Annotated in this window: 14 protein-coding genes; 5 read left to right on the forward strand and 9 right to left on the reverse strand. The window is 40.0% G+C overall.

Going from position 1 to position 16,652, the window contains the following annotated elements; translation table 11 throughout:
- Positions 1-11: 11 nt before the first annotated feature.
- The gene (locus FSB73_RS16885) at positions 12-479 is read right to left on the reverse strand and encodes a low molecular weight protein-tyrosine-phosphatase (RefSeq protein WP_146784833.1); all 468 of its coding nucleotides are present in this window, start codon (positions 477-479) and stop codon (positions 12-14) included.
- 274 nt (positions 480-753) lie between these two features.
- Between FSB73_RS16885 and FSB73_RS16890 the strand changes: the two genes are divergently transcribed.
- Both FSB73_RS16890 and FSB73_RS16895 read left to right on the forward strand, forming a co-directional pair.
- Positions 754-1,086 (forward strand): PadR family transcriptional regulator, encoded by a 333-nt coding sequence (locus FSB73_RS16890; RefSeq protein WP_146784836.1) that lies wholly within the window; start codon positions 754-756, stop codon positions 1,084-1,086.
- A gap of 19 nt (positions 1,087-1,105) precedes the next feature.
- Positions 1,106-3,307: a PspC domain-containing protein gene (locus tag FSB73_RS16895; protein WP_146784838.1), complete on the forward strand. Its 2,202-nt coding sequence runs from the start codon at positions 1,106-1,108 to the stop codon at positions 3,305-3,307.
- 73 nt (positions 3,308-3,380) lie between these two features.
- On the opposite strand, the gene hisB is transcribed toward FSB73_RS16895, so the two are convergent.
- From hisB to hisG, 6 genes are all read right to left on the reverse strand, one after another.
- Entirely contained in the window at positions 3,381-4,517 is a 1,137-nt protein-coding gene (hisB, locus tag FSB73_RS16900) for a bifunctional histidinol-phosphatase/imidazoleglycerol-phosphate dehydratase HisB (protein WP_146784841.1), read from the reverse strand.
- Positions 4,518-4,522: 5 nt separating this feature from the next.
- A complete protein-coding gene (locus FSB73_RS16905; protein ID WP_146784845.1) occupies positions 4,523-5,431 on the reverse strand; it encodes a response regulator in 909 nt (302 codons plus the stop codon).
- A gap of 9 nt (positions 5,432-5,440) precedes the next feature.
- Positions 5,441-6,181, reverse strand: a complete 741-nt coding sequence (locus tag FSB73_RS16910; RefSeq protein ID WP_146784847.1) for a sensor histidine kinase — start codon at positions 6,179-6,181, stop codon at positions 5,441-5,443.
- A gap of 180 nt (positions 6,182-6,361) precedes the next feature.
- The gene (gene hisC / locus FSB73_RS16915; protein WP_146784850.1) at positions 6,362-7,423 is read right to left on the reverse strand and encodes a histidinol-phosphate transaminase; all 1,062 of its coding nucleotides are present in this window, start codon (positions 7,421-7,423) and stop codon (positions 6,362-6,364) included.
- Positions 7,424-7,457: 34 nt separating this feature from the next.
- Complete coding sequence (gene hisD, locus FSB73_RS16920) at positions 7,458-8,747, reverse strand: histidinol dehydrogenase (protein WP_146784853.1); 1,290 nt, start codon at positions 8,745-8,747, stop codon at positions 7,458-7,460.
- A 70-nt stretch (positions 8,748-8,817) separates the two neighbouring features.
- Positions 8,818-9,675, reverse strand: coding sequence for an ATP phosphoribosyltransferase (gene hisG / locus FSB73_RS16925; protein ID WP_146784856.1), 858 nt, complete (start codon positions 9,673-9,675; stop codon positions 8,818-8,820).
- Between the two features lie 387 nt (positions 9,676-10,062).
- Here hisG and FSB73_RS16930 point away from each other — a divergent pair, with 387 nt between their 5' ends.
- The 3 genes from FSB73_RS16930 to FSB73_RS16940 all read left to right on the forward strand — a co-directional run bounded on the left by FSB73_RS16930 (position 10,063) and on the right by FSB73_RS16940 (position 13,518).
- Positions 10,063-11,505 carry a BamA/TamA family outer membrane protein gene (locus FSB73_RS16930; protein ID WP_146784859.1) on the forward strand — a complete coding sequence of 481 codons (1,443 nt, stop codon included), beginning with the start codon at positions 10,063-10,065 and terminating at the stop codon, positions 11,503-11,505.
- A gap of 26 nt (positions 11,506-11,531) precedes the next feature.
- Positions 11,532-12,071: a hypothetical protein gene (locus FSB73_RS16935; protein WP_146784862.1), complete on the forward strand. Its 540-nt coding sequence runs from the start codon at positions 11,532-11,534 to the stop codon at positions 12,069-12,071.
- A 331-nt stretch (positions 12,072-12,402) separates the two neighbouring features.
- Positions 12,403-13,518: an IS110 family RNA-guided transposase gene (locus FSB73_RS16940; protein ID WP_146784865.1), complete on the forward strand. Its 1,116-nt coding sequence runs from the start codon at positions 12,403-12,405 to the stop codon at positions 13,516-13,518.
- 492 nt (positions 13,519-14,010) lie between these two features.
- Here FSB73_RS16940 and FSB73_RS16945 read toward each other — a convergent pair whose 3' ends face one another.
- Entirely contained in the window at positions 14,011-15,333 is a 1,323-nt protein-coding gene (locus tag FSB73_RS16945; RefSeq protein WP_225974102.1) for a glycoside hydrolase family 27 protein, read from the reverse strand.
- 31 nt (positions 15,334-15,364) lie between these two features.
- Positions 15,365-16,612 carry an SGNH/GDSL hydrolase family protein gene (locus FSB73_RS16950; protein WP_146784868.1) on the reverse strand — a complete coding sequence of 416 codons (1,248 nt, stop codon included), beginning with the start codon at positions 16,610-16,612 and terminating at the stop codon, positions 15,365-15,367.
- Positions 16,613-16,652 lie beyond the last annotated feature (40 nt).

A 16,652-nucleotide genomic window follows, 5' to 3' on the forward strand; every position in this document is an offset into this window, starting at 1 on the left:
TATTGTCTGGTTTATGCTTGGGTGTTTAGTTGTTGGATCAGCTGTTCACAGGCATCCAATAATAGCTGGTAAACATGTTCAAAAGCCTTATCTGTATCTTCATACCAAGGATCTGGAACAGCTTTGTTTTTACCCGGTGTGACCGCGTTCAAAATTAGGTCAACTTTATCCTGGTTCCAAAGTTTGCCGGCAATTCTTTTTACATCCTGGTAATTTTGGCTGTCCATTACATAAATATGATCAAATTCGGTCATATCCTCTGCCGTAAAGGGTCTGGAACGTTGCACAGATAAATCGATCCCATGATTTCTGGCAATTTTAATGGACCGGCGATGCGGCGGTTCACCTTCATGCCAATTGCTGGTACCAGCGCTATCAACCTTCCAGTCAAGTTGGTATTTATCTACCAACGATTGCATGACACCTTCTGCTAATGGGCTTCTGCAGATATTGCCCAAACAAACCATTAAAATCTTCATAGGCCGCAAATATAATATTTTGTCTACAAGTGCTAACGGCTCTTCCGGAAAAGCGGTTCCGGCAGGTAAAAGAATAACAAATTTTGTCCCTTAAATGTTAATGGTATGTTTAAGTATTCTTTTTTCAAGGAAAATAATTTTTACTATTATATTAACAGGTAATTAAATATATAGTAAAATAAAATAAATGTTTTAATATAAGGTACTATGTAATGCATAGTATTGTAATTCTGCCTTATCTTTGTCTTGTCACAACGCAAATAAAATTTTCAATATGGATATTCAGAATACACAGAGTCAGATGCGCAAGGGCATATTGGAATTTTGCATTTTATCAATTATCAAACAGGCGGAGGCTTATCCCAGTGATATCGCCGCCAGTATGAAAGAGGCCAATCTGCAGATACTGGAAGGAACTTTGTATCCACTATTAACCAGACTTAAAAATGCAAATCTATTAACCTACCGCTGGGTGGAAAGTGTATCGGGGCCGCCCCGTAAATATTTTTCCCTGACCCCCGAAGGCTTGGATTTTTTAAGAGAATTAGAAACGACCTGGAAAGAACTTTCTTTTGCCGTCAATCAAATAACGCATAATAATTTTTAGAAATATTAAAAATCAGGAAATGAAAAAAGTCATTAATATAAATTTTCAAGGTCGGGTGGTCATGATCGAGGAAGTGGCTTATGATCAGCTCAAAGACTATATAGAAAGCCTTCGGCTACATTTCGCTGAAGAAGAAGGCCATGAAGAAATCATCAATGATATCGAAAGCCGGATTTCTGAGCTTTTTGAAGACGTCATTAAAAAAGGTAAGCCTTGCGTCACTGAGGATGACTTGCAGGCCATCATTGACTCCATCGGTCGTCCCAGTGATTTTGAGCAGGCTGATCTGGCAGATGCCGGCATAAGCGGTTCCCCGCATACGCATCAAGAGCGCGCACATACTAGTTCAGAGAAAAATGAGGGTGAAAGTAGTAAGGCCTCTGCTGACAGCGGTCGCCCCAGACATTTATTCAGAGATGAAAACAATAAGAAAATCGGCGGGGTCTGCTCTGGTATCGCCAATTTTTTTGGCATCGATCCCACGATTGTAAGGCTGATTGCACTTGTGCTGCTTTTTGTATATGGCACAGGATTATTGGCCTATATCATTCTTTGGATCTGCGTACCCAGTTCCGCTGTTCAGGTCATTGGCAGCTCTCAAAGAAAGTTGTTTAGGGATATCTCCAATAAGACGATTGGCGGTGTCTGTGCCGGTCTGGCCAATTATTTTGACGTTAGTATTGGTGTTACCAAAGCAGTATTTGTGATTGGGGCTTTAATTAGTTTCCCACTTACTGTCTTTGGCAATATTCACTTTGGAGGATTTTTCTTCCCAGGCATCAACTCTTTTTTTATTTCCCTGTATATTATTTTATGGATTGTCGTACCACCGGCGGTGACCGCCTCCGACCGGCTCTCCATGAAAGGTGAGGCCGTGGATTTGAATAATATCAAATCTTCCGTTCAGGAAGATTTGCAGGATGGTAAAAAAAAAACAATGAACCAGCATGGACCTGTTGAACCAGTTATGGTAACACCGCCCAGACGCTCGGGTCTGGGGGATATTATCGTGCTGCTATGTAAGATATTTGGCTATTTTATCCTGGGGGTAATCCTGATCTCCATTGTAGGAGCTTTGGTAACACTGGGCATTGCGATCTTTGGATTCTCGCCTTTAAAAGACTATTTTATTGGTGGTAGCGCACAAAATATCTACGGATGGCTGTCGGTCATCTTGCTTGTCTGGATGCCTGTTTTGGCTATTATTATCTGGATTATTCGTAGGTTGACCAAAGCTAAAACAAACATAGGGTTAAGAATTGGCTTTATAGTGCTGCTCATTATCGGGTTAATTGCCGGTGGCTTATTTGTAAATTCGGTTTATCAGGATTTTAAATACGTAAGTAATCCAGTGGTCACTCCTATTGCACTGACGAATGGCAAAGTAGATAAATTAACCATTGATTTAAACAGGGAACCTGCTTTTAGCCGTTATCAGAGAAGGTGGTCTATGTTTGGTTCAGCCATTCATTTTTTAGGAGATTCCGCCAGAATAAATAATACCAGACTTATCCTTCAACCAACAACAGCTGATAGCTTTACGGTATCAGTGGTGAAATTCTCTAATGGTAGCTCCATCCAAGACGCTGACAATAGAGCAGCACAGATTGTAACGGGACAGATTGTAGAGCAGGCAGGTAACCTTTTAGTGCCTTGTGCCATTACCATTGACAAACAGAATAAATTTCGTAATCAATATGTATTGGTTACCATTGGCATCCCCGTCGGAAAAAAGATTGAGGTACATGCCAATCGCCGCTGGTCCAATCAGTTTTATGTGCGTTTCTGGGGTGATGACTGGAATGATCTGGATATAGATGATTTTAATGACCTGAATAACCTGGAAGATTTAAATAATTTAGGACGCTTTGACAGGCTTCATTCTTCTCTGTCCTGGGATTTGGACCGGGAATATATCATGACTAAAAACGGCTTGGAACCCACCGAGCCAGATCTGGATACCCGTAAGGAAAGAATAGAATCTTCTGAGCAAATTATCGAAAGAGAACAAAATAAAATCAAGCAAGAAAAAGAAAAGTTGCGTGAAAGCTTAAAAGAACAGCAAGATGAGATTCAAAACAAAATTGATCAACAGCAAAAAGAACTCAAAGAAAAGGCTGAGAAGCTTAAAAATGTATTACCGGAGGACTCTTTATCCATTGCCGCACTTGGTCCAACATCCGTATTTTGGATCGGTATAACGCTGTTGCGCCTTTCCTGATGGGTGCGACTAGTTAAAAAACAGCCTGGACAACGTTCGTTGTTCAGGCTGTACTATTATATTAAGCGATGATTTATAGGACTCCTTTTGTGCTAGGCAGGGCATCACTTAATGGATCCTTTTTGACGGCCATTTTAATCGCCTTGGCAAATGCCTTGAAAATCGCCTCGATCTTATGATGCTCATTATCACCTTGACAGCTGATCGATAGATTGCATTTGGCGCTGTCACTAAATGATTTAAAGAAATGATAGAACATTTCTGTAGGCATATCCCCTACTTTTTCTCTTTTGAATTTAGCGTCCCAGGTAATCCAGCTTCGACCGCCAAAATCAATCAAAACTTTTGCCTCACTGTCATCCATGGGAAGGGCAAATCCGTAGCGTTCCATCCCCCTTTTATCGGTGAGCAGTTTATTAAACACTTCTCCTAGTGCAATGCCGGTATCTTCAATGGTGTGGTGCTCATCTATATGCAAATCTCCATCCACCTTGACCTTTAAATCAATATTGCCATGACGGGCAATCTGATCCAGCATATGATCAAAAAAGCCGAGGCCGGTGTCTATTTGTGCACTGCCTTTTCCGTCTATATTGATGTCAATATAGATTTTTGTTTCGTTAGTGATTCTTTCATGATGTGCCTCTCTGGTTTTTAATTTTAAAAACCGGTAGATTTCCTCCCAGGAGGTCGTATCAAGCGCGGTTGCGGCCTTTAAGGCGTCGCCATTACTGATTTCATCTGCACCCAGCAACTGATCATTATTGAGCCAAATAGCCTTACAACCCAGATTTTTTGCTAGTTGTACATCTGTAATCCTATCGCCGATCACAAAGGAATTTGTGAGGTCATATTCTGGATTATTAATATACTTTGTCAAAAGTGCGGTGCCCGGCTTTCTGGTGGGTTTGCCTTCTGCAGCAAAGGTTCTGTCAATGATTATATCCGAAAAGACAATTTTTTCCCCTTTTAAAGTGTCAATGATAAAGTTTTGTACCGGGTGAAAATCCTTTTCTGGAAAGCTGTCGGTCCCCAGTCCGTCCTGGTTGGAGACCATTACAAGTTCAAAATCCAACTCCCTGGCAATACGCCCCAGGTAGGTAAATACTTCAGGATAGAAGATCAGTTTTTCAAAACTGTCTATCTGGTAGGTGGGCGGTACTTCCTGAATAATCGTACCGTCCCGATCGATGAATAATACTGATTTCATGGTAATTAATTGTCCTTGACTTGTTGGTCAATCAGATTTTTAAATGTGCTTAATTTATTTTCTGCTTTTATAAGCTTTTCCAATTCAGGATTTGATAAGAATAAAATCTTTCTTGTGTCACCTGATTCTCTTATAGCTTCTGTATAGGTATTTTTGGTTATGTAACCTGTAGTTGCGATAATTCCTAATTCCGCTAACCCATTTGTGTTTTTTAGTTTATTTTGAAAGATGATGAAATCATTTTTATTTATTTTTTCAATAGGTTTGTTTTTGCACTCTACAAGAATATATTTACCAAATTTACTTATAAAATTATCATTTATATCATTTCTAATGATTAAATCGACTTCGTTTAATGAATGATCTTTTACTCTTTTGAGCACTTGGTTGAAGCCTATAGATTGGAACATTAAACTCATGAAATGCTCAAATTTCTCTCCTTTTTTATAAATGTCAATTTCGTTTTTTGCTTCTGAATAATATTGTAACAAAGCATTGTTTATTTCAGAAGGGTCCTCCTCAATTTTTAAATAATAATTATTTATTGTTTCTTTAAGTTTTGGGAGCCAAATATTAAAACTGTCTTTGTCCTGTATATCGACAACTTTTCCTGTTAACAGTAAATCTTTTAGCCTTAAAAAATATTCATCTTTAAAGGCTGAGATGATTAAAACATGGGCAAAAGGATTTACTTCAAATATTCTCTCTGCAAGTTTTATCCCATCAATGGAAAATGTATCCATTCTGATGTCAATGATGGCTAATGAATAAAATCTATTTTCTATAGCGTCTAAAATATCCGGTTCTTTATAATAAAATTCAAAAGAGCAATCAGGTAATAACTTCGATAATCCTTTTGCTAGGCCCTCAGATTGTTCTTTTATATCATCAATTATTATTACGTTTTTCCTCATTATTAAAAATTATTTTATTAAAGGTAAATTTACTTTAAAAATCTTTGAAAAGGCACCATTGGTTCTGATTGCTTCAATTTTTCCATTAAATTGCGTACATAGATATTTAGCATGATAAAGTCCTATACCTGAACCGCCAGTTGTGGAATAGCCAAAATCGAATATTTTATCAAAATCATTTTCATGAATTGGTTCGCCATTGTCTAATAATTCAATTTTCAAATAATCTTCATCGATAAAAGCCGAAAGTTTAATTATTGGATTAGCCTTATAAGATAAAGCTTTAATTGCATTGATTATTAAATTATTAAACATTTGTAATACAGATTGAAATGGTAAATTTAAATAAATGTCAATTTCTTTGGGATATTCTTGAACAAAAGTGATTTTGTTTTTGTTTAGTTCATTTCTAGTTAAAAGTTCAATGGCAATTAATAAATTTTTTAATTCAAATTTTCTATCCTTCGAATATGGGATTAATTGGGAAAAATTATTCAATGTGTTTCTGATTATATTTAAATTCCCTTTTAAGTTTGATATATGTCCATGGGTGAAATTTTCAGGTTCAACCGTAGATAATACGCTATCCATGCTTTGAATTGCATTTTTAATATCATGTTTTGCAAAATTCCCTAAATATGAAATATGAATGTCATGAGAGTTGGATATTGCTTTTATGGTCTTTTTTATATTTTCTATTTGTAATTTTGGGTGAACAAAATTGTCAAGATTTTTTTCTTTTGCTTGCATCTGAATTTTAAATCAATTTTTCATATGTGACTCAATCAAAAATACAGCGCAATAATTTTTGGAGGCTGGTATGACGCCCTGTAATTTTTGATATAGAAATTAAAAGTGTCCGCAATTTAGTTTAATTTAAAATTTTTCAGATGTTAAATATTGATTAAATCGTAATTAACTCAATTAAAGCTATAGTGTATCCATATAACTCGCCAACGCATCCACCAAAATTGTATTCTCTTTTTCTGTACCGATGGTAATGCGCAGGCAGTCCTCACATAATAATACTTTGGAGCGGTTGCGGACAATAATTTCTTTGGATACCAGATAGTCATAAACTTTTGTTGCCTGATCTATTTTGATGAGCAGAAAATTGGCATCAGAAGGATAGACTTTGTGGATAATCGGGACTCTGTTAAAAACCTCCGCCATGGCTTCCCGCATGGCTACGATTTCTTTGATCATATCGTTTACCTGCCCGACTTCCTCAAGTGCCTTAAGCGCCAGATCCTGTGTAGCTTGATTGATGTTGTAGGGCGGCTTGACTTTGCTCAAAATATCTATGATTGCCGGATCAGCAAATGCCATTCCTAGTCTCAATCCAGCCAGACCCCAGGCTTTTGAGAAGGTTTGCAAAACAACCAGGTTGGGGTACTCATTCAATTCTTTAATAAAAGACTGCCCGCGTGAAAAATTAATATAAGCCTCATCAACAACCACCAGCCCATTAAAATTATTAAGGGTCATTTCTATGTCCTCTCTATGAATGGCATTACCTGTTGGATTATTCGGTGAGCAGATCCAGATGATTTTGGTATGTTGATCGACCAGATTTTCCAGATGAGCCAGATTAAGCTGAAAATCGTCCAACAAAGGAGCCTCTCTAACCTCAATATCATTAATATGGGCAGAGACTTCATACATACCATAGGTCGGTGGGCAGATAATAATATTATCGACCCCCGGCTGACAAAAACTGCGATAGAGTACGTCAATGCATTCATCGGATCCGTTACCCAGGAAGATACTTGGTGGGGCTACCTTTTTGATTTGCCCGATGGCCGCTTTTAAGGCTACCTGATGTGGGTCCGGATACCGGTTATACCATTTGATGAGCGGTGAACCCAGGCTGTTTTCATTAGCATCTAAAAATACAGAGGCTTTGCCGGAATACTCATCCCGGGCGCTGCTATAAGGCGCAAGCTTTTTAATATTCTCCCGGGTCAGATCATTGATATTAAAACGAGACATATACTTAAGTGTATAAGAATTGAATGATTATTTATTATTTTTTTGCTGAACTAGCGAGTCTTCTGGAAACGGCTAACGCATGTGCGCGCAGACCCTCTGCTTCAGCCATGGTGATGACGGTATCTGCAATACCTGCAAGCCCCTGACTGGATAGTTTCTGGAAGGTGATTTTTCTGACAAAGCTATCCAGACTGACGCCACTGTAAGCCGTGGCGTAACCATTCGTGGGTAGCGTATGGTTGGTGCCACTGGCGTAGTCGCCGACACTTTCAGGGGAATAATGGCCAAGGAATACAGAACCCGCATTGATAATGCCTTCTGCTACGCTCTCGGGATCGGTAACAGAGAGGATTAAATGTTCTGCCGCATAGCTATTTGAAAGTTCAATGGCTTCTTCCATTGATTTTACAACAACCAGTTTGCTGTGCTGGAGCGCTTGGCTGGCAATTGCTTTACGTGGTAAATCCTCTAATTGCCTGAGCACCTCTTTTTCAACCGCATTAGCCAGGCTCTTTGAAGTCGTTATAAGAAGCGCCTGGCTATCCGGACCATGTTCAGCCTGGGAAAGTAAATCTGCTGCTACGAATATTGGATTTGCACTGTCATCAGCAAGAACCAGTACTTCACTTGGGCCAGCGGGCATGTCAATGGCGGTGCCTGTTTGTTGTACCAATTCTTTGGCTGCGGTAACGTATTGATTACCCGGCCCAAAGATTTTATGCACCTTAGGAACCGTTTGGGTCCCATAGGCCATGGCGCCAATAGCCTGTACGCCACCGATCTTAAAAACCTGGGTGATGCCCACTAATTTAGCGGCAAATAAAATAGCAGGATGTAGCCTGCCAGCTTTATCTGGCGGGGAGCATAATATGACTTGTTTACAGCCGGCGAGTCTTGCCGGAATACCCAACATAAGAATGGTAGAAAATAAGGGCGCTGATCCGCCTGGAATATATAGCCCTACTTTTTCTATGCCCACACTTTTGCGCCAGCATTTAACACCGGGTTGGGTCTCAATGGGGGTTATTTCCAGTAGCTGTTGCTGATGGAAAATTTCAATGTTTTTGGCAGCTTGCTGGATGGCTGTTTTAAGAGTTGCCGACACTTGATTTTCGGCCTCCTCCCACTCCTTTTCACTGATGGTGAACGCAGATAAATTTACGCCATCAAAAGTGCTTGTGAATTGCCGAACGGCTTGGTCTCCCGTTTCTCTGACGGCTTGCAGTACTTCGGATACTTTGCCCACCAGACTTAAATTATCCAGTTGCGGGCGGCTGGTAATTGTAGCCCAGGCTGATCTGGATGGTTCTATAAATGTTTTCATTTTTGTTTTAAGAAATGATGATGAAGAACTAAAACTGAACTGAACTTAATTTTTGTTCGCAAACCCCAGATCAGAGGATCATTTTTTCAATGGGCAGTACCAGAATATCTTCTGCGCCTGCTGCCTTAATCTCTTCGATATGCTCCCAGAATTCATTTTCGCTCAGAACGGTGTGTATGCTGCTCCAGCCATTTGCCGCCAGCGGTAAGACGGTAGGACTTTTCATGCCGGGCAGCATGGAAGTGACCTGATCCAGCTTTTCAGTGGGGACATTCATCAGTACGTATTTTTTGCCTTTTGCCTTTTTAACTGTCTGAATACGGAACAAGAGCTTTTGCAGTATTAGACTTTTTTCCGGACTAAGCTCAGGTGTCTGGATTAAGGCAGATTGAGACTGCAAGATGACTTCTGTTTCTTTTAGTCCATTCATAAATAAAGTGGATCCGCTACTAACCAGGTCACAGACTGCGTCGGCCAGGCCAATGGATGGCGCGATTTCTACGCTACCACTAATTTCATGGATTTCGGCCTGGATATTATTTTTCTTAAGAAACTGCGCGACGAGTACGGGATAGCTGGTGGCAATTTTCTTGCCCTGCAGAAACGCTGGACCTGTATAGGTGTCTGCTTTTGCTGTAGCAATAGAGAGGCGGCATTTACCAAAACCAAGCAATTCGGCCACCTTCACCTCTTTTTGTGATTCGTAGACGACATTTTCACCGACAAATCCAATATCTGCTACCCCATCTTCTACATATTGAGGAATGTCATCATCTCTTAGGAAGAAGACCTCCAATGGAAAATTGGCTGCTGTAGCCTTTAATTGATTTTTGACGTTGTTATTAATCTCAATGCCACATTCTTTGAGCAGTTTTACAGAATCTTCGTGTAATCTGCCTGATTTTTGAATGGCTAATTTTAGGACCATCGTTTGTTGATTTAATGGTGGTTTTTAAACAATTATTTATAAAAGTGCATAAAAAAAGCTTACCGGAACCGGTAAGCTTTGACTAAGTTTTATATGATGATATACACAAAACCGTCCAACTTACCCGTTGAATAAGAAATGATGGTGATGTGTATGTGCTTTTTTATACATTGCCGCAAAGCTAATACGAAATTTCTATATTCGGAAATTTTAAGGATGGAATTTGAAGAAATTGGCACAAAAAACAGGATTTGAAGCACATAGGTAAAAATCAAGGGCACCGGATATGAATATTTGACCGCCATAAGTGTTTAAGTCAGAAAGTTTTAATATTTTGGAGGACGGAGTGAAAAATGGGTATTAAATTATGATTAATTGAAAGGAAATGTGTTCATACATAAAGGTCGCAGCGTAGCTCCATCCTTAATAATGGCGTTAGCGCTCTTTTGTTACCTACTTTTTGTGGGTGGACATGCTTATGCCCAAAATGTGGTGGACACCACAACCTTACCTCCATCCGTAAACAAAACCGTGGAACCAGCAGGTGCCGATGCAGATAGTGTCGTCGTACTGCATCCATATGATCCATCCACTACAGATACGATTCCCTGGCCTGGTAAACTAAAAGCAAAACGGTCCAGGTTTGGTAATTGGATTAGAAAAGGGTATGATGCGCTAAAAAGACACCATCCAAGGGATACTACAGATAAAACCATGGCCTTTCACAGTCGGATTGAAAACTATTACCAACCTTATGCGGGTAAAGTGATCCGCCATATTGAAGTGCGTCAGTTTGGTTTTGAAAAGAGTTTTTCAGATACCGCTACTAAGATTCGGTATTTTGGAACCCAATTATTGAATAATCTCCATAACAACTCTAAGCCCTGGGTCATCCGAAATAATTTGTTTATCCATGAAGATGAACGACTTAGCCCAGCCATTGTCGCAGACAATGAGCGGTATTTACGTAATTTGAATTTTATAAGGGATGCGCGTATACTGGTAAAAACCATAGATCCACAGTCGGATTCTGTGGATCTGTTGGTGGTCACCAAAGACTTGTTCTCTTTGACCGGGGAAGTGTCCAGCCTGGATCTGGATCACCAGCAGATTACCATTGGCGATGAGAACCTGATGGGGCTTGGGCAGTCCTTGGAAGTAACAGGGCTCCATGATCCGGAAAGAAAGCCTAAATACGGGTTGGATGCCCGTTATGAGAAATATAATGTGTTCAACAGTTTTGTCAATGTCAGCGGAGGTTATGCGGATATTGGCCGTAATCTTTATAACCACAAAAAAAATGAGCGTTCTTATTTTCTGAACCTTGACCGTCCACTTTATTCTCAATATGCCAGAACTTTCGGGTTTCTGCATATGACAAATGCCTGGTCAAGGCATAGTTTTGAGCCGTTTACAGAACCCGACTCAGCGTTTTATAAATACCATTATAAAATGCTTGATGTGGCCTTTGGGTATAATTTTGGGGCCCGCAGACACTTACAGTCCATGGATGTACCCCTTAGAAAGGTGATCAGTTTCCGGTATTTTAATTATAATTTTAAAGAAAGTCCCGAGCAGTTTGCGGGACGATATGTTGAAAAACTCAATGATCGCCAGGCATTTTTGACCAAGTTTACCCTTTTTAAACAAAAATTCTTTAAAACCCGTTATATACTGGGTTTTGGTGCAACGGAAGATATTCCCTATGGGTATAATTTTTCTGTTACTGGAGGCTGGTATCGGATCAAGGATTTGTCCCGGCCATATGTCGGGCTGGATGCTAACCGGTATGCTTATACAGAAAAGGGAGATATTATACAACTTTTTTAAGGGCAGGCTCCTATTTTAAGGGCGGTATGCAAGATGGAGATATTCTTTTGGGAACTTCTCTTTATAGTCGCCTAATAAGACTCAAACAATTAAAAGTCCGGCAATTTATGCGTCTGAGTTATACCAGTCAGTTTAATACGGCCATAGCCGAACCTTTAAGGATTAATAATGCTTTTGGCCTCCAGGATTTTCGCCAGGATTCTATTCAGGCAAAAAGAAGACTTACGTTAAGAAGTGAGACCATCTTTTTTGCTCCTGGGAAATTATTCGGCTTCTCCTTTGCACCATTTCTGACAGGCGATTTTTCACTCATTGAACCCACAAAACTAAGTATTGATCCCTCCCATTTTTACTACGGTTTGGGAGGCGGAATCCGTACCCGTAATGAAAACTTAGTTTTTGGTACTATTGAGCTAAAGGCGATTTATTTTCCCAGGAAGATTTATGGACAAAATTCCTTTAAGATTGGGCTAACGACGAATTTAAGGTTCAGGTATAATTCCAGTTATGTAAGTGCGCCGGAGTTTGTGCAGGTCAATAATGATATCAGAAATGATATATTCTAATGGAAAATTGATTTGCTAGTCTAAAACAAAACTTACCTACTGGTTAACTATATGCTTTAATCACCAACATCCCAAAGCATGTGTTTTAAAAAAATCCTGCAAGACAAAACAAGACAACAATATATAAAACGCCTTCTATTTCCATAAATCCTTGGCAAGCAAAAGAATAACTTCAAATAATAAATTGTGAATAATCCCTGACAATAATAAATAGTAAATATGTAAGAAAAGCATGGATCAAGTTGCCGCAGTAATCGCGAGATTCTGCATAACTTTAGATTGTGATCATCGCTAAGAGTCACCCATTTTTCAAAAATTAAAACTTTGAACCATGCCTTTATCAAATTTAAGCCATTCCAGAGACTTTACCGGTGAAAACTTCTACATCGGTCTGGACGTGCACAAAAAAAGCTGGAGCGTTACGGTCAGAACTTCAAATCTTGAAGTAGGACATTTTAGCCAGGCTCCAGATCCGAAAGCATTGCATTCTTATCTAACTAAGAAATTTCCATCTGGCACCTATTATAGCGCTTATGAGGCTGGTTTCAGTGGAACCTCCTCTCATACAGCACTTTGTAAGTTGGGGATTCAAAATATAATTGTTCATGCAGGAGATATACCTAATACGGACAAAGAAAAAAAGAGCAAAACCGATGTTCATGACAGCCGAACTATCGCTAAATATCTTGAGAAAGGGCTTCTGAAGCCAATTCACGTTTTAACTGATCAGCAACAAGAGCTAAGAGGCTATTTCCGGCTTCGTGAATCTCAAGTGCGTGACCAAACAAAGGCGAATCACCGGCTTAAAAGTTATTTGGATTTTATTGGTATACACCTGCCTAAGGATATGGTCGTTGTTGGAAAATTCACCAACAAACAACTATTGTGGATTGAAAATCAACAATTGTCCACTTCGGCTGGGCAGGCGAGTTTGGAGCGATATATTACCAACTACAGAGAGCAGAGGGCTAGGGTGACTGAGGTAACAAAATCCTTAAGGACCTTTATAATAGAGAAATTCCCCGATGCATACAATAATTTATTGACAATACCTGGAATTGGTTCAACCACAGCAATAGCATTAATAGCTGAGATTGGTGATTTTAATAGGTTTGAAACGCCTTGTGAGTATTGTTCTTACTTGGGAATGATCCCCTGGGACCACAGTAGTGGAGACAGTACCAGAACATTTGGCGTACAACCACGCTGTAATAAGCATTTACGGCCGCTGTTAGTAGAAGCTGCTTGGATAGCAATACGCAAAGATGCTGGCTTGTTATTATATTATAAGAAACACGCAGCAAAAAACAACAAGCACGCAATTATGAAAGTCGCCAGAAAGTTGGCTTTAATTGCCAAGGGAGTGGTCACAAACAATAAGCCTTATGACCCAGATTATTTACAATCCCGTGCAGAAATTCAACAACAGCAGAAGCCTAAGCCGTAATTCGTTTTTTTTAGGCATATACTGAAAGAATGATAATGGTAAGGCCAGTTCAATAAATCATTAAACTGGCCCCATTCTATCAGGTCAGGCTATCCCTTCACCGGTTGCACCGCTGCAGAGCCGGGGTCCGTTTTACCTGACAAAATAAAACTACAAATAATAAAACAAATAATAGCAGTGATTTTCAAAAAACATAAAATCTTCAACATTTTAGAGAGAAAGCGCAATAACTAACACTGTCACGTAGATGACATTAAATAGTATACGCACTCCTTTATAACTTTGACATTTAATGGTGACGCCATTTAAAAATGGATGATCACAAATAGCAGTTTGAGATAATTTTTTAAAAATCACCAGAAAATAGTAACTTTATGATCTAAGCGAAACATTCCATATCGCAACTCCCTAGCTGTGCCTTTTCTTCATAGCAGTGTTAGTTTTTCCTGGAGGCGCGAAAGGAAAAATAAACACTATTTATTAACTGAACGTTTATGGAGCGAGTATTTTAATGAGCAAAATGTCATGTGCCGGTATTACTGTTTTCAATGGTTGATTTGTTGATCCAAGTGGTTTATCCTGCCAAACATCCCTTATCTGGTAGTGACTATTTCTTAGATCCAATTGCAAATGATGGACGCTGTCCCTGAGCACTTTTTCAGACCAGGTGTATTGCAGCTGAGCGGTTTTGGAACCGCGATTTAAAAATGCGACAGCCCATTGGTTGTTTTTTAAGGGCTTTATCCAAACCTCTACACTGTCTGCCGTCCATTCTTTTCGGTGTCCCTGAATGCCCAGGGAATCCTGATCGATTGCTATGACATTTTTATTAGTCAGTATCGCAAGCGTTGTGGGTGTCATCCTGGATAGATCGTTGCCTGCCATCAAAGGCGCTGCCATCATAGCCCACATGGAAAAATGGGCTCTGTTTTCACCCTCGGTAAAATGGCCGTTACCCACTTCCAGCATATCTGGATCGTTCCAATGACCGGGGCCGGCAAACGGATACAACGCTTCTTGTTTATCCATAATGGTCATAGGGCTATATTGACTATAGGAACCCTTATCAACGATGCAGTCCCAGCATTCAGCTGTAATGTCACCAGTAGTTCGCCAGAGCTGCCCTACATTTGTCGCCCAGTTCCAAGGTTGGCTACTCCCCCATTCGCAAAGGCTAAACACAATGGGTCTGCCCGCTTTTTTAATGGCTTTGCTCATCGTTGTATACGCTTCCTGAGCATTGAGGCCGTCTGAACTGCACCAATCAAATTTAAGGTAATCGATGCCCCACTCAGCATAGCGCCGCGCATCCTGATACTCATGTCCTCGGGTGCCGGGATAACCGGCGCAGGTTAACGTGCCGGCACAATTATATAATCCAAATTTGAGCCCCTTGCTATGTACATAATCAATGACTGCTTTTATGCCATGCGGGAATTTAACAGGATCTGGAACCAAATATCCCAGACTATCACGTTGCATACTCATCCAGCCATCATCTAATACCAGGTAGGTATAGCCTGCGTCCCGCATACCGGAGCTGACCAGTTTATCTGCTGTCTTTTTGATTAGGTCTTCGCTGATGTGGGTTTGGAATGTATTCCAACTGTTCCAGCCCATGGGTGGTGTTAAGGCCAGTTCTTTAAATTTCTGGGCTTTGACAGTGTTTATTAAAATGCCGAACAATAGTAGAAGTAAGATTGCTGGTAACAAAACGCTATTATACCAGGAGTTTTGATGCATATTGCTGGAACTATTGGAAATTTTCGATGCTTTTATCGACGCGCAAATGTTTGTTTTAATTATTTTTTTCATGCTTTTATTATGGTTTAACCTAGACTTAGATTTAGGATGGTATAATTTTAGTCCTCAATATATTTTGGATAAATACAAAAAGTTCTGTTGCGATTTTCTGGTGTTCCCGGGTGGTGGGGTGTCCGTCGCACCCACCATTATAGCGGTTTTTGAAAAAGTAATGATAAGTATTATGCTCCCCTTTATTTTTTAACGCGTCTTCGACTTTAACGATAGCGCTTTGTAAGAAATGGCTAAGTGCCGTATCTGCCATAGGACTCGTAAGTAACACAAAAGTCGTCTTTGGGTAATGGAGGCGTAGTTTTTGGATAAAATCGACATAGGCTGCACAAAATTGATTCATATCCTGCAAGCCGTCATTTTGACCCAGACAAATAGTGGCGAGATCCGGCTGATATTTTTGAAAATTCCAATTGATTGAATCGGGAGACAGTGCCAGTTTATCATACACCTCAGGTAAGGTTATTTTTAAACCGCAACAGCTGTGTATTAGACCGATGCCTGAAACGGCAGTAATGATCCAATCTGCATGCAGCATGCGGGCCAGACTAGGCCCATAACTCATATAAGCGTTGTGTTGGTCCTCCCATCTGCCTTGGCCGCAGGGAACGCCTGAAAGATCACTGGAGGCTCCACAGGTTATAGAATCTCCAAAGCATTCAATTAAATATTTCTCCCCATTTTTTAAATCCTGATTGGGCAGTAATGCCTGGCACAGTATACCGGCAATACTGATATAACCAATATTAGACTCTGTGTCTTTGCAGATAATCAAATGATGTGTGCCGGCGCTTAGCTCCGTTGCAATCGTTAAGGTATCGGTCTGATGATTTAAACGAATTCTTTTACGCTTTCCATCGAGGACGATCTCTATATAATTATGCTGGACACCATACTGAACTTGATCCTGGAGTATAACCTTACAACTACTGCCTTTGAAGTAAAGCGAAAGGTAAATACCTGGATTCCAAAACCGGGCTAACTCCGGATGAGCGAAATCGATGCGACCCACATACCGGATTAAAGTATCAGTGGCACTGTAAAGTTTTAGGGAATCTGTTTTTTGGATATATCGAGTTTGGTTGTGAATTCTGGTAATAGCAGTGGCAGCAGTATCCTTAACTATTGCCTTGGTACCAGGCGCGGCTGTGATGGTCTGGATACTGAAATAGAGCAAAATGGTGATCAGACTTAGTCGGTTTAATTGATGTGGCCGCCATGTTTTTTTGACTATTTTTTGGATAGCACTGGGAATATATAGGAATTTAAATGGATGCATGGACTTTAATGATGAATGCTTTTTGAATAAATATATTGGC

It is taken from the genome of Arachidicoccus ginsenosidivorans, from assembly GCF_007971385.1.
Classification (GTDB): domain Bacteria; phylum Bacteroidota; class Bacteroidia; order Chitinophagales; family Chitinophagaceae; genus Arachidicoccus; species Arachidicoccus ginsenosidivorans.

What these genes read in the sequence shown, in the direction of transcription:
- FSB73_RS16885 (WP_146784833.1), bottom strand. Translation starts at nt 479, where the DNA reads ATGAAGATTTTAATGGTTTGTTTGGGCAATATCTGCAGAAGCCCATTA.
- FSB73_RS16890 (WP_146784836.1), top strand. Translation starts at nt 754, where the DNA reads ATGGATATTCAGAATACACAGAGTCAGATGCGCAAGGGCATATTGGAA.
- FSB73_RS16895 (WP_146784838.1), top strand. Translation starts at nt 1,106, where the DNA reads ATGAAAAAAGTCATTAATATAAATTTTCAAGGTCGGGTGGTCATGATC.
- hisB (WP_146784841.1), bottom strand. Translation starts at nt 4,517, where the DNA reads ATGAAATCAGTATTATTCATCGATCGGGACGGTACGATTATTCAGGAA.
- FSB73_RS16905 (WP_146784845.1), bottom strand. Translation starts at nt 5,431, where the DNA reads ATGAGGAAAAACGTAATAATAATTGATGATATAAAAGAACAATCTGAG.
- FSB73_RS16910 (WP_146784847.1), bottom strand. Translation starts at nt 6,181, where the DNA reads ATGCAAGCAAAAGAAAAAAATCTTGACAATTTTGTTCACCCAAAATTA.
- hisC (WP_146784850.1), bottom strand. Translation starts at nt 7,423, where the DNA reads ATGTCTCGTTTTAATATCAATGATCTGACCCGGGAGAATATTAAAAAG.
- hisD (WP_146784853.1), bottom strand. Translation starts at nt 8,747, where the DNA reads ATGAAAACATTTATAGAACCATCCAGATCAGCCTGGGCTACAATTACC.
- hisG (WP_146784856.1), bottom strand. Translation starts at nt 9,675, where the DNA reads ATGGTCCTAAAATTAGCCATTCAAAAATCAGGCAGATTACACGAAGAT.
- FSB73_RS16935 (WP_146784862.1), top strand. Translation starts at nt 11,532, where the DNA reads ATGCAAGATGGAGATATTCTTTTGGGAACTTCTCTTTATAGTCGCCTA.
- FSB73_RS16940 (WP_146784865.1), top strand. Translation starts at nt 12,403, where the DNA reads ATGCCTTTATCAAATTTAAGCCATTCCAGAGACTTTACCGGTGAAAAC.
- FSB73_RS16945 (WP_225974102.1), bottom strand. Translation starts at nt 15,333, where the DNA reads ATGAAAAAAATAATTAAAACAAACATTTGCGCGTCGATAAAAGCATCG.
- FSB73_RS16950 (WP_146784868.1), bottom strand. Translation starts at nt 16,612, where the DNA reads ATGCATCCATTTAAATTCCTATATATTCCCAGTGCTATCCAAAAAATA.